We start from the raw sequence: 12,868 nt of genomic DNA, 5'->3' as shown, positions 1-12,868 counted from the left end.
GGTAACCGTCCGGTTCTTGTAGGTGTCGTTGGATCAGTCGGCACCTCGCCGACCGACAGCAGGTCAGTCGTGCTGCAGGGTGGCCCACAGGCCGTAGCCGTGCATGGCCTGCACGTCGCGCTCCATCTCCTCGCGGGTGCCGCTGGAGACCACCGCGCGGCCGCGGGTGTGGACCTCCATCATCAGCTTGCGCGCCTTCTCCTTCGGGTAGCCGAAGTAGGCCTGGAAGACGTAGAGGACGTAGCTCATCAGGTTGACCGGGTCGTTGTGGACGATCGTGACCCACGGAGTGTCCGGCTCCGCCACCGGGAGACTCTCGGCCTCGGGGCGTTCGATCTCGGCCGGCGCGACACTCACGACTGGCTCTCCTCATCGGTGACTCGATGGGGCCCGGCCCACCTGGGGCCGGGCTCACCTGGATATGGGCATGCCTCGGTACAGCTCCTCTGACCTCCCATGCTGCCATCCGGGGGACCTCGGAGCGATTCCGACCCGGCCCTCCGGCAGGAAATCGTCAATCTGACGCTAAGTGGTAGTAGCATCATCCTCATGGACGCCCAGGCATTCGCGGCGACGCAGTCCGCCGCGCCCACCTCGCCGACAGCCGGCTCGACCGCGCTGCTCACCGACCGCTACGAGCTGACCATGCTGCAGGCCGCGCTGCGCAGCGGCGCCGCGCACCGCCGCTCGGCCTTCGAGGTCTTCACCCGCCGACTGCCCGACGGCCGCCGCTACGGGGTGTTCGCCGGCACCGGCCGGGTGCTCGACGCGGTGGAGAACTTCCGCTTCACCACCGCCCAGCTGGACTGGCTGGCCGACCAGCGAGTCGTGGACGAGGCCACGCTGAGCTGGCTGGCCGACTACCGCTTCAGCGGCGACATCCACGGCTACCCGGAGGGCGAGGCCTACTTTCCCGGCTCGCCGCTGCTCACCGTGGAGGGCAGCTTCGCCGAGGCGGTGATCCTGGAGACGGTGATCCTCTCCATCCTCAACTTCGACTCGGCGGTCGCGGCGGCGGCCTCCCGGATGACGGCCGCCGCAGGGGAGCGGCCGTGCATCGAGATGGGAGCCCGCCGGGCGCACGAGGCCGCCGCCGTGGCCGCCGCCCGAGCGGCCTACATCGCCGGTTTCGCCGCCACCTCCGACCTCGCGGCGGGCTTCGCCCACGGCATCCCGACCACCGGCACCGCCGCCCACGCCTTCACCCTGCTGCACGACAGCGAACGGGACGCCTTCACCGCGCAGCTCGACTCGATGGGCACCGGCACCACCCTGCTGGTGGACACCTACGACCTGGCCGAGGCGGTGCGCACCGCCGTCGAGGTGGCCGGGCCCGAGCTGGGCGCGGTACGGATCGACTCCGGCGACCTGACCCTGCTCGCCCACCGGGTCCGCCGCCAGCTGGACGAGCTGGGCGCGCGCAAGACCAGGATCATCGTCACCTCCGACCTGGACGAGTACGCCATCGCCGCCCTCGCGGCCGCCCCCGTGGACGGCTACGGGGTCGGCACCAGCCTGGTCACCGGCAGCGGCCACCCGACCTGCGCGATGGTCTACAAGCTGGTGGCCCGCGCCGCCTCGGCCGATCCCGGGGCACCGCTGGTGCCGGTGGCCAAGCGCTCGGCCGGCGCCAAGTCCAGCGTGGGCGGGCGCAAGTGGGCCGCCCGGCGCCCGGACGCGGACGGCGTGGCCGAGGCCGAGGTGGTGGGCACCGGTCCGATGCCGCAGTCGCTCGCGCCGTACGCGCTGCAGGTCCCGCTGGTACGCGGTGGCGTGGTGGTGGGACGCGAGCCGCTGGCCGCCGCGCGCGAGCGGCACCTGCGGTCCCGGGCCGCCCTGCCGCTGTCGGCCACCCAGCTCTCCAAGGGCGAGCCGGTGCTGACCACCGAACTGCTGCTGGGCTGACCGGCCGGCGCCCGGACGGCCCGGGCGCCCCGGCCGCCCCGCGTGGGCGGCATCCCCGCGGTGCCGCCCCTTCCGCCCTCCACCCCCACTCCCTAGAGTGGCCACACTCCACTCCCCTACCCCGACCGACCGCCAGCGAGGAACCAGTCATGCAACGGGCCCTGATCGTCATCGATGTGCAGAACGACTTCTGCGAGGGCGGCAGTCTTCCCGTCGCCGGCGGCGCCGAGGTCGCGGCCGCGATCACCGAGCTGATCGCCACCGCCCGGAGCGAGTACAGCCACATCCTGGCCACCCGTGACCACCACCACGACCCCGGGGCGCACTTCTCCACCGAGCCGGACTTCGTCGACAGCTGGCCGCCGCACTGCGTGGCCGGGACCGAGGGGGTGGGCTTCCACCCCAACTTCGCGCCCTCGGTGACCTCCGGGGCGATCGAGGCGGTCTTCGACAAGGGCGCGTACGCGGCCGCGTACAGCGGGTTCGAGGGCGTCGACGAGAACGGCAGCTCGCTCGCGGACTGGCTGCGCGAGCGTTCCGTGACGGCGGTGGATCTGGTCGGCATCGCCACCGACCACTGCGTGCGGGCCACGGCGCTGGACGCCGTGCGCGAGGGGTTCGCCGCCCGGGTGCTGCTCGACCTGACCGCGGGGGTCGCGCCCGCGACCACGGCCGCCGCGCTCGACCAGCTGCGCGAGGCCGGGGTGGAGCTGACCGGGGCCCCCGTCCTGGAGTGAGGCGCTGGGCCGCGGGTGCGGCTCAGCCTTCCGTCACCAGCAGCTCCACCACGTCGGCCCCGCCCACCAGGAACGTCTGCCGCAGTTCCTCCGCCACCGCCGCCGGCTCGCCGGCCAGCCGCTCGGCGCCGAGGTAGACCACCCGCACCCCCAGGTACTCCATCCGGTGCTGACCGGCCCGCACCCAGGCCTGCTCGCCCTCGCTGACGCAACGCACCTCGGATTCGACCTCCACCGCCACCCCCGCCTGCGGCCAGTACAGGTCCGGCACCGCGACGAAGGTGCCGCCGCGCATCCGCAGCTCGGGGCCGACCATCGGGGCGGGCAGCAGCTCGGCGGCGGCCAGCTCGACCACCGCCAGCACCGCCGACTCGCGTTCGGCGGCGAGCAGTTCGTCCACCGCCGCGCGGATCCGCGGGACCTCCACCAGGTGCGCCTCGCGGAGTTCGGCGATCAGCTCGGCGAGCGTGCAGCCCGGCTGCCCGTCGGCGGCGGTGCCGGCCACCGCCTCGCGCAGCACCGAGCGCAGCGCCCGCGGCTCCAGCCGTACCGCCGGGCCCGCGGCCTGACTCGCCGCCTGCGCCGGGGGCTGACCCGTGCAGTGGCCCAGGGCCTCGGCGGCGGACTGCTCGGCGTGGTCCGCCAGGGCCGCCTCCTCGCCGTCGATCCACTCGCGCAGCGCGTCCGCCACCGCCCTGGCCACCGGTGCGCAGGCCAGTCCGTGCACCTCCTGGGCCTCCAACTCCCGTGCGGTGCGCTGGATCCGCACGTCACCGGCGTCCCGCAGCCGGCGCTGCCTGGGCACCAGCACCTGCACACCGGTGACCGCCGGCAGCCGGGGCACCGCGGTGAACCCGTAGAGCGCGAGGGCGGCGGCGCCGGTGATCACCGCACCCTCCCGACAGCCCGTCTCGCGGCCGTTCTGGGCCGCGTAGAGCAGCGCGGCCCACATCCGCTGCTCGGGGGTGGGCGTGCCGGTCTGCAGCAGGTAGACCCGGGGCAGCAGCCGCTGCCAGGGGCCGCCGCGCCGGCAGTGCTCACTGACCACCCGGGACGGAACACCGCGGGCGCGCAGCTGACTCGCCGTGATCACGTTCTGCTGGCGGCGGGCCAGCTCTTCGAGCGAGGGGACCGGGGAAGGGATCTGGTAGCTCATGCGACAACCCTCCCCTGTCACCCGGTCGCCGCATTCACGACCTGACGCACCGTTACTGAACCGTCGTCAAATCGGGACAGCCCAGCACTAAAGTCGCCATACCCTCACTCAAACGGAGTAATTAGGATCAAAGTGCTTGCAGATTGAGTCACGATCTGAAAGCACACCGAAGGCACGCCCGGGTCGTGACATCCGTCATGACGGAAGGGTGACCCGCCCGCACTGGCCCAGGACCACCGCCGCCCGGCAGAATCATGATCACCGGCGGGGCGGAGAGCGCGAGGCCGGACGCACTCACGGGGAGCCCACCATGTTCAGGAAGACCGCCACGCCGGCCGATGCCGCAGCAGCGCCCAAGGGCCTCGCCGCCATCACCGAGCCGATCGAGGAGCTCAGGCTCCCGGTCTGGTTCTTCGGCTTCGAGGCCGTCTTCGCCTGCGCCTACGACCTGATCAAGGCCTACCCCGTCATGCTGCCGGTGCTCGGGGCGCTGGTCGTCGCCAACATCGTCATCTCGCTGACCATGATGCGCAAGCGCCTGCGGCTGGCCAAGGCGCTGTGGCGCGGCAAGGAGACCCGCAAGGTCGCCATCGGGCTGCTGGCCCTGCGGCTCGGCAGCCACTTCGTCCTCAACGCGGTCGGCGTCACGGTCACCAGCACCGCCGCCCACCTGGTCTTCGGCGTGCTGATGGCCGCCATCACGGTGGGCCTGCTCGTCTTCACCCAGCAGACCGCGCTGCGCGCCCTGGAGAGCGCCCGCGCCAAGGCCGCGCAGGAGACCCCGGCCACGGCCTGAACCCGGCCTGAACCCGGCCGGCGACCCGCGTACCGCGCGCCGGTGTGACCCGGACCACTCCCCGGGAACACTCCCTCGGAACAAGTGCTCTGGAGGCATTGCCTACCATCAGGGCATGCCATATGACGAGACATCAGGTCTGAGCGCGGCGCAGCTGCGCCTGGGCCGGCTACCCGGATACGTCCGGCAGCCCGACCCCGCCCGCCGGGCCGGCGAGCGGGGCTCGACGTACAAGAAGGGCTGGGAGGTCCGCTTCACTGCGCGCAGCGAGGCGGAGATAGCAGAGATCCGCGAACTGCTCGTCGCGGCCGGGTTCGCACCCGCCCGGCCGTTCTTCAAAGGCCAGCAACTGATCCAGCCGGTGTACGGCATGGCGGTGGTGCGGACCTACCTGGAGGCCCGCGAACTGGTCGCCTGAACACCGCAGGACGAGCACGAGCAGCACGCACCACGTAGGCAGCACGAACAGCACCACCAGCACGGCCCAGCACAGACAATGGCACCGAGGCCGCGCGAGCCCACGAGGCGACCGGCAGCCGCGGTGACGGGGGACCCCAGCTCAGCCGACTCGATCCAGTGGCCCGCCCTACCCGGACAGCGCGTGGCCGAGCGCCGTCAGCTCTGCTCCGGCTCCAGGAACTCCAGCCGGTTGCCGACCTTGTCGAAGGCGTAGAACCGGTCGTACCCGGGGAACTCGCCGTCCCACTGCACCGGGTGCCCGTGCGCCTCCAGCCGCTCGCCCAGCGCGCGCAGCCCGTTCACCAGGATGCCCGGGTGCGCCTTGCGGGCGGCCACGAAGTCCTGCTCCACACCGAGGTGGACCTCCAGCCCGCCACCACGGAACCAGCAACCGCCGCGGGCCGCCAGCACCGGCGGCTTGACCAACTCGGTCATCCCGAGCGCCTCGCCCCAGAACTCCCGGCAGAGCGGCTCGGCGCCCGGCGGAATGGCGAGCTGGACGTGATGCAGGCCGGCGAAGAAGTCGTCAGATACGGTCATGGGCCGACCATATAGTCACAGGTCACCACGGAGACAGGCGCTCAGCTGCCGGGCGATCCCGTCCATCTCCTCGGCCTCGGGCACGGGGTGCGCCGGGTTGCCGAGCAGCGCGAAGATGCCCGGACCGCGCAGCTGCGGATCCAGGTCCGCGGGGCGCGGCACCAGGTGGAAGTGCAGATGGCTGAAGCCCGGCGCCTCGGAGAACTGCGCGAGGTACGTCTTCGCACACCCGGTCACCTCCGTCAGCGCCCGCGACAACCGCACCTGCCACCCACCGAGCGCCGCCGCCTCCTCGTCCGCGAGCTCGGCGATGGTGGTCACATGCCGGCGCGGGACCAGCACCAGCCACCCCAGCAGCCCGGCACCGACCGCGTGCGCCACCCGCCAGTGCTCGTCCAGCGCCACCAGCTCGCGCGGCGGCAGTTCGGGCAGCAGGGCGGTGTTGGCGCAGGAGAAGCAGGCGGCGACCGTGGTGACGGCAGGTGCGACGGACAAGCGGGTCAGCTCCTGGGGTCGTGGTGCTGGGGCGGGTAGGGCGGCTGCTGGGGCTGGTAGGGCTGCTGGGGCGGATACGGCGGCGGGTAGGCGCCCTGGGCCGGGACGGCGGCGGCCGGACGCCGGTTGGCCCGACGGATCAGGACCGTGACGCCGAGCACGATCAGCACGAGCACCCCACCGCCGGCCCCGTAGAGCCAGACCGGCGTCCCACCGCTGCTCCCGCCATGACTCCCACCGGCCGCCTGGGGCACCGGTGCCGGCGAGGAGGAATCCGGCGCCCCCTGCGACTCGACGCGGGTCAGCAGCGGGTTGTCCTTCGGCCCGTTGTCCACCGCCGGATCGGGGGCGAGCGCCTTGGAGGGCGAGGCGATCCCATAGCCGTAGCGGTCGTTGGGCACCTGGCTGTGGTCGGGCGGCGCGGCGGCACTGGTGATCATGCGCCGGATCACCTGACCGGCCGAGAGGGCGGGGTACTTGGCCCGCACCAGGGCGGCAATGGCGGAGACGTAGGCGGTCGCGTCGGAGGTGCCGTTCGCGTAGCGGTAGTCGGTGGTGCTCTTGTTGCCCGCGCTGGTGATGCCCACCCCGGGGGCGACCAGCGTCACTTCGGGGCCGCGGTTCGAGTGGTCCCAGACGTTGCCCTGCCGGTCGATCGCCCCGACCGCGACAACACCGGGGAAGGCGGCGGGATAGGAGACCACCGAGCCGAGGTTGCCCGTACCGGCCACGAGGACGACATCGTGTGCCACCGCGTAGGAGATGGCCGCCCGGTCGTCCGGGCTGGTTCGCATCGGGCCGTCGAACGACATGTTGACGACCTTTGCCCCGTGATCAACCGCATAGCGCAGGGCATCCGGAAACCTGCTGTCGGGACCCGCCTGGACATCGCCCGCACTCGCGAGGGCAATCCGCACCGGCAGGATCTTGGCCTTCGGCGCCAACCCCATCACGCCGTCCTGGGCCTGATCCCCGTGACCGTGACCCGCGATGAGGCTCGCCATCCCGGTGCCGTGGCCGTCCTTGTCCACCTGGCCGTCGGTCTGATCACCCGAGAAATCGGTGCCCAGGAGAACCTGACCGGTCAGATCCTGATGATCCGCCTGAGTTCCCGTGTCGATCACCGCGACCGTCACGCCCTCGCCCTGGCTGATCGGCCACACCTTGGTCGCGGCCTCGTAGGCCTGCAGCGGCCACTGCTGATCCCTGGTGCTGTCCGCGAGGGCCGGCGTGGCCGCCAGCCCCCACACCAACGCCCCCGCGGCGAGGACGGCCATCCCCCGCACCGGCCGACGACTCGCCACTGTCGGTCACCCCAATCCTCGAAGTTGTCACCTCAGACGGTGACTCATTCCACCACGCCCGGGTTGACGTCCTCGTCCGACATCCAGGTCTCCTCGTCCTCGACCAGGTAGTCGGCTCGCTTGCCCTCCTTGCGCTTCTTCCGGCGGGCCGCCTGCGTCCCGCCCGGCAGCAGACCGGGCCCGGTGCGCTCCGCGGCGGCAGCCTCGGACTCGCTCGCCCGGCCGCGCAGACCGAGACCACTGCCGCCCTCGGTGAACCCCTTGCGCGGTGCGCTCTCGGCTCGGCCGCCGATCGCCTCCTCGCCCTCGCCGATCACGGAACCGCCGCCGCTCTTTCGGGCAGAGCCCCCGCGCCCGAAGCCGCTCCTGCGAGCCGCTGCTGACGCTCCCTCATCCGGTCCGAAACCCTGCCGCGTCGCACTGGTGCGCCCAGAACCGCCGGCAGACTCCTCTGTGCCCTCGTCAGCGGACATCGACCCGCCTGCGCCCGGACGTCGGCTGGGCTCCGCCTCGCCGTTGAAGGCTCCGGCGGACAGCCGGGGATCCACCGTCGGAATCCGTCCTGCACCGGTGCCGAAGCCCATCGGCAGCATGCCGCCCGGCCCACTGCCGCCTCCGACCGCACTGGTCGGACCGCCCGAAGGCATGGCCAACGGCGGCCTGGGCCCGACGGCAGCGGTGGCGTCGAGACCTGTCCCGTTGCCCGTAACAACCGTCTGTGTCAAGGGAGCTGACGGACCGGCGGCCGGACGGGCCGGCGGTGAGTCGACCGTGTGGTCGGCAACGGGCGCATCCGCGCCGACGGCCACCGACTTCGGCGGCTTGGGCGCCGGGTTCGCGACCCCGCCCTTGATCCCGGAGTCCGTGGGCGCCACAGGTGCGCAGGCCGGCTGACGCGGTGGCGCGGCCGCCGGAGCGGCCGGGCTCTCGGAAGCACGGCTCACCACCTGGGTGTTCACCGGAGTCGAGGTGTAGCCGCCGATGGCGCCGAGGCCCGCGCCCATCACGAAGGCGCTCAGGGCCGCCGAGGGGGTCGGGTCCGGGGGTGGCACCTCCGTTTCGTCAATGTTGCTGAGCGGCGGCGGCTTCAGCACCGGTGTCGCCGTCCGGTACTTGTTGGCCAAGGTCTGCATGACCGCGACCGCTTCCGACTTCTTCTGGTCCTTGATCGGGATCTGCGTGCTGTCGTCCTGGATCCCCACCGCGTTCTGCGCGGTGTCCGAGATCGCGTTGCCGACCTGGGACCAGAAGCCGGGCTCCTCGGGCATGTCGTGCTTGGCCTGGTCGATCGCCTCGGACATCATCTGCAGCGTGTTGGAGGCGTCGTTCGCGTACGCCGCCGCGTTGTTGACGCTCGTCGCCAGCTTGGTCATCTTCGAGTAGAAGGCGTCGCTGGTGTTGCCCTGCCAGCTGTAGGTGGCGTCGCCGGACGCCGTGTCCAGGGCGGTGCGGATCTTCTTGAGGGTGTCCGCCGCCCGCCGCCACGGGTCGCTGGCGGCCATCACATCGCCCGAGTTCAAGGCGTCGACCATCTTCCGCAGCGCACTGTGGCTGTAGCCGTTGAAGTCGGTGACATCGGCACTCACGATCGCACGCCTCCGGTCCTGCGGTCAGTCCTGTGGACGGTTGTCCTCACCATGTCGGCTGCTCCACCGGTCCGCCGTTCCCGTCGCCGTCCCCGCCGCCGTTCTCGTCCGTCACCCCGGGCCGCGTGGAGTTGCCCTTCCCCGCCGCACCCGGCACCCCGCCGCCCGGCGCCACCGCCCCGGGCACCGGCACCGTCCCCGACCCGCTCGCCACCGACTCACCCGCGTCCGGCACCCCGCCCACCGGCGTCTCCTGCGGTGTCTCCGCAGCCGCGTCCTTGGTCACCGCCCGGTTGGCGGACTTCGCCGCCGAGCGCCCGGCCACGGCCCCCGTCACCACGCCGGCGACGGCAGCGCCGTACGTGGTCGGCGACGAGGCCGCGGTGCTGACCGACCAGCCGTCGTCGGAGACCTTCAGCTGCTGCGCCGTCTGGTGCTCCTGCTCCTCGTAGTTGGTCGCGGTCAGGTCGGCCTTCCGCTGCGCGTCGTCGATCGCCTCGTGGAGCGCGGTGAGCACGTCGCGCAGTCCGTCGCGCATCAGCTCGTACTGGTTGTGCAGGTCCTTGGCCTCGGCGAATTCGCCGAAGGAAGTGCCGCCCACACCGGTCTTGGCATGCGTGGTCGGGCCATCGGCGTTCGCCTGGAACTCCGCCAGCAGGCCGCGGACCTGGCCCGCGAAAGCGCGCAGGCCGTCCACCTCGACCTGGTAGCCCGAACCGGCACCACCCGCCGAACCCGATCCGCTGCTCCCCTTGTCGGCCACGGTCCGTACCTCCCCCATGTCACCCCGTCATGCCCGGTCGTGTCCGTGTCAGACCCGAACCGACCCAGCTTCCCAAGTATTCAACTCAACTCCAACCCCACGGTGCAACACCCGACGCCCCGTCATGAGTCGATCAGGAGGCGCGCCGCCAGGGTCCTGCGGCACAGTGAATCGGCCTGCCGGGTGGTCTCCGGCAGGCGGTAGCGCGGCGTCAGTGCGAGGACGACGGAGACCGCCTCGGTCAGCCCGATCCGGTGACCGACCGACACGAAGACCGGTTTCACCCCCGCGCGGGTACGGACCGCGCGGCCCACCTCCTCGCCGCTGTCCCGGTCGAGCAGCGGGGACCAGGCGCCGCGTTCGGGAGCCGGGTCCTGGTGATCGAAGCCGAACGGCGTCTTGGCGGCGCCCAGGGTCGGCAGGCCGGTCAGCACGCCGAGGTGGCTGGCCAGGCCGAGCCGGCGCGGATGGGCCAGGCCGTAGCCGTCACAGACCACCAGGTCGGGCCGGCGCCGCAACCCGGCCAGGGCGTCGATCACGGCGGGGATCTCACGGAAGGCCAGCAGCCCTGGCAGGTAGGGGAAGGCGATCGGGCCGACGGCGGTGGACTCCTCGACCACCTCCAGGGTGCCGAGGTCGAGCAGCACGGCGGCCGCGGCGACGGTGTTCCGCTCGTCGTCGTACGCCACGTCCACGCCGGCCACCAGCGCGCCGGGGGCGGGCGCCGGGCCCTGCGGCTCGACCAGCGGGCGCAGCCGCTGCTGTTCGGCGAGCGCCGCCTCCTCCGTGCGCGGCCAGCTCGCCGGCTCCACCCGGGCCGGGGCTCCGGCTCCCGCCCCCGGCGCGTTGCTGCCCTCGGCAGGTCGGTCGGACACACTCACGTTTTCCCCCGAAGTCGGTACGGACATCGCGGACCACGCTAGCGCTGCCGCCGGCCCGGTCCGCTCGCCCCCGCCCTCACCGTGTGGAGACCACCACCGTCTTCGCCGCCTTGTCGTGCAGACACTGCCGGTACGGCTTGTTGAAGACCCCGAACAGACCGTCGACCAGCCACCAGATCCCACAGCAGACCGCGGCCGGCAGCGTGTAGACGGCCGCGCGGGTCCACGCGGCGGAGCCGGCCGGGCTGCTGCCGTCGGCCAGCATCGCGACGCGGACGTTCATCACCTTCTTGCCGAGCGTCTGGCCGTCCCGGGAGAGCATCAGGCCCTCGTAGATCAGGTAGAGGCCGTAGTAGACCCAGACGCCACCGGTCCAGCCGTCCCGGTTGCCGAAGCCGGTGAAGGGCAGGACCAGCAGGAACGCGATCACCTGGATGAGTACGTAGTCGATCACCCGGGCCAGGATCCGGTGCGGCCAGGTGCCGAGCGGCGGCATGCCGGCGGGCTGACCGCCGCCCGGGCTGCCGTAGGGCGCTCCCCCGGGCCCACCGCCGTGCGGGCCGCCGTCGTACGGACCGGCGCCGTGCGAATCGCCCCCGAACGGGGCGCCCGTGTAGGGGCCGGCGCCGTAGGCGTTGGTGTCGTACGGGGAGCCGTTGGGCGGGGTCTCCCCGGGCGTGCTCGACGAAGGCGGCTGCTTGTCGAAGGAGGGCTTGCCGCCCCCTTCCGGCTCAGAGCTCGAAGGGTCGTAGGTGCTCATAGGGAGAGTAGAACACCGAAAATCGTATCTTCTATGGACATCTGAGCCGTTTTGCTGACGCTCTGACGCATCCCGGGCGCGCCAGGCCGGTTGGCCCTGACAAGCAGACCGGGCCCCTCAGGCCTTGACGACCCGGGTCCGGGCCGCCCGATCGGGCCAGCCGCGCCGCTGCTGACGGTCCGCCAGCAGCACGAGCGGGCCCAGCACCGTCAGTATCGACAGCTGGCCCACCACCCAGCGGACGAAGGCCCGGCTCAGGCTCGGCGGCCGTGGCGCGGTCCGGTCGGCGGCGCCGCGACCGCCACGGCCCTGCGGCCCCGCCTCGGATCTGACGACCCGTAGTCCGACCAGTCGCTTGCCGAAGGTGCGACCGGTGCGGGCGGTCGGCAGCACCTCGAACAGGAAGCCGGCCAGCAGCAGGGCCCCGAGCAGCAGCGCCACCCGGCCGAGGAAGGTGCCGTCGATCAGCCAGACCTGGACTTCACGGCCCGTCAGGTGACTGGCCGTCCGGGCGCGGTCGAGTTTCAGCTGCACGTCCGCCATGGTCGCCGTGGTCAGCGGGATCGCGACGGCGGCGCCCAGGCCGCCCAGCATCAGGACGTCGACCAGCCTGGCCGCCAGCCGCCGCCCGACCCCGCCGGCCACCACCGGCGCGGGAGCAGGTGCGGCGGCAGGCACCGGCGCGGACGCGGGCACCCGCGCAGGCTGCCGCGACGTCCGAGCGGGGAGCACCACCGCACTGGACGTCGGCCCCGCCGACTTCCGGCGCACGGCGGGCACGGCGGGCACCGCAGGCACCGCCGGCACGGCCACGGGCACCGGCACCAGCACCGGCGCCGCCGCAGGGGCCGGCTCGGGCGCGGGGACCACCGCCACCGGCCCGGCAGGCGGTACGGGTACCGGCGTCGGCACCGGCTCGGCGGCGGGCGCCACGTCCGCCAACGCTCCCCAGGAGACCCAGCGCGGCGCCCGCCCGGTCTCCATCAGCCCGCGCTGCGCCTGCGGGTCCGCCTGCCACGCGCTCCGGTCCAGCACCCCGGCCGCGGCCTCCGGCTCCAGCTCCGGCTCCGACGGAGCCATGGTGAAGACCGCCCCGGCCCCGGTCTGGTCCAGGAAGACCGGCCCGGTCTCGCCCCCGCCGCCGTCCGTCCGCTGCAGCCCCCGCTCCGGCACCGTCCGCTGCGGCACCGCGGGCGGCGGGATGTACCGCGCGTTGGGTCGCACCGCGGGCCGGGCCGCGAACGCGGGCGCCATCAGGACCTCGCCCTCGGCGGGGGCGGGTCGGCTGGTCCCGGGCACCCAGGTGCCGCCGTTCCAGTAGCGGACGAAGCCCGGCACCGACGGGTCCGGGTAGTAACCGGGCGCGGGGACCGCGGCGGTGTCCGCGCTGGCGACCAACGGCTGGTCCGACATGCAGATCTACTCTCCTGTGATCCACCGGCGGGGGTACGCCACGTCGCCGGGCAGTCACAAAGAGTAGTACCTC

14 protein-coding genes are annotated in these 12,868 nt (G+C 72.8%); 4 read left to right on the top strand and 10 right to left on the bottom strand.

Annotated elements, in window-relative coordinates; all coding sequences use genetic code 11:
• Nucleotides 1-63 precede the first annotated feature (63 nt).
• Nucleotides 64-357, bottom strand: coding sequence for an ATP-dependent Clp protease adapter ClpS (gene clpS / locus ACFZB9_RS26160; RefSeq protein ID WP_327067128.1), 294 nt, complete (start codon nt 355-357; stop codon nt 64-66).
• A gap of 192 nt (nt 358-549) precedes the next feature.
• Between clpS and ACFZB9_RS26155 the strand changes: the two genes are divergently transcribed.
• Together ACFZB9_RS26155 and ACFZB9_RS26150 are read left to right on the top strand one after the other, a co-directional pair.
• Nucleotides 550-1,905, top strand: coding sequence for a nicotinate phosphoribosyltransferase (locus ACFZB9_RS26155; protein WP_391451011.1), 1,356 nt, complete (start codon nt 550-552; stop codon nt 1,903-1,905).
• Nucleotides 1,906-2,054: 149 nt separating this feature from the next.
• Entirely contained in the window at nt 2,055-2,642 is a 588-nt protein-coding gene (locus tag ACFZB9_RS26150) for an isochorismatase family protein (protein ID WP_391451008.1), read from the top strand.
• A gap of 22 nt (nt 2,643-2,664) precedes the next feature.
• Here ACFZB9_RS26150 and ACFZB9_RS26145 read toward each other — a convergent pair whose 3' ends face one another.
• Nucleotides 2,665-3,798, bottom strand: coding sequence for a hypothetical protein (locus ACFZB9_RS26145; protein ID WP_391451006.1), 1,134 nt, complete (start codon nt 3,796-3,798; stop codon nt 2,665-2,667).
• 310 nt (nt 3,799-4,108) lie between these two features.
• On the opposite strand from ACFZB9_RS26145, the gene ACFZB9_RS26140 reads away from it, so the two are divergent.
• Entirely contained in the window at nt 4,109-4,594 is a 486-nt protein-coding gene (locus ACFZB9_RS26140) for a hypothetical protein (RefSeq protein ID WP_391451004.1), read from the top strand.
• A 115-nt stretch (nt 4,595-4,709) separates the two neighbouring features.
• Complete coding sequence (locus ACFZB9_RS26135; protein WP_184937733.1) at nt 4,710-5,012, top strand: hypothetical protein; 303 nt, start codon at nt 4,710-4,712, stop codon at nt 5,010-5,012.
• Between the two features lie 197 nt (nt 5,013-5,209).
• On the opposite strand, the gene ACFZB9_RS26130 is transcribed toward ACFZB9_RS26135, so the two are convergent.
• The 8 genes from ACFZB9_RS26130 to ACFZB9_RS26095 all read right to left on the bottom strand — a co-directional run bounded on the left by ACFZB9_RS26130 (nt 5,210) and on the right by ACFZB9_RS26095 (nt 12,795).
• Complete coding sequence (locus ACFZB9_RS26130) at nt 5,210-5,593, bottom strand: glyoxalase (protein WP_391451001.1); 384 nt, start codon at nt 5,591-5,593, stop codon at nt 5,210-5,212.
• 15 nt (nt 5,594-5,608) lie between these two features.
• Nucleotides 5,609-6,088, bottom strand: a complete 480-nt coding sequence (locus ACFZB9_RS26125) for an HIT family protein (protein WP_391450999.1) — start codon at nt 6,086-6,088, stop codon at nt 5,609-5,611.
• A 5-nt stretch (nt 6,089-6,093) separates the two neighbouring features.
• Entirely contained in the window at nt 6,094-7,365 is a 1,272-nt protein-coding gene (locus ACFZB9_RS26120; RefSeq protein ID WP_391450997.1) for a S8 family serine peptidase, read from the bottom strand.
• Nucleotides 7,366-7,436: 71 nt separating this feature from the next.
• Nucleotides 7,437-8,978, bottom strand: a complete 1,542-nt coding sequence (locus ACFZB9_RS26115) for a hypothetical protein (RefSeq protein WP_391450995.1) — start codon at nt 8,976-8,978, stop codon at nt 7,437-7,439.
• 46 nt (nt 8,979-9,024) lie between these two features.
• Nucleotides 9,025-9,741, bottom strand: coding sequence for a hypothetical protein (locus tag ACFZB9_RS26110; protein WP_391450993.1), 717 nt, complete (start codon nt 9,739-9,741; stop codon nt 9,025-9,027).
• A gap of 122 nt (nt 9,742-9,863) precedes the next feature.
• Entirely contained in the window at nt 9,864-10,553 is a 690-nt protein-coding gene (locus ACFZB9_RS26105) for an endonuclease V (protein WP_391451205.1), read from the bottom strand.
• Nucleotides 10,554-10,698: 145 nt separating this feature from the next.
• Nucleotides 10,699-11,382 (bottom strand): RDD family protein, encoded by a 684-nt coding sequence (locus ACFZB9_RS26100; protein ID WP_391450991.1) that lies wholly within the window; start codon nt 11,380-11,382, stop codon nt 10,699-10,701.
• Between the two features lie 117 nt (nt 11,383-11,499).
• Nucleotides 11,500-12,795 carry an RDD family protein gene (locus ACFZB9_RS26095; protein WP_391450989.1) on the bottom strand — a complete coding sequence of 432 codons (1,296 nt, stop codon included), beginning with the start codon at nt 12,793-12,795 and terminating at the stop codon, nt 11,500-11,502.
• Between the last annotated feature and the right edge of the window lie 73 nt (nt 12,796-12,868).

This window comes from Kitasatospora sp. NPDC008050, assembly GCF_042957465.1.
Lineage (GTDB): Bacteria > Actinomycetota > Actinomycetes > Streptomycetales > Streptomycetaceae > Kitasatospora.
Note: the sequence above shows the minus strand (reverse complement) of the source record. Positions and strands in the feature narration are given on the sequence as shown.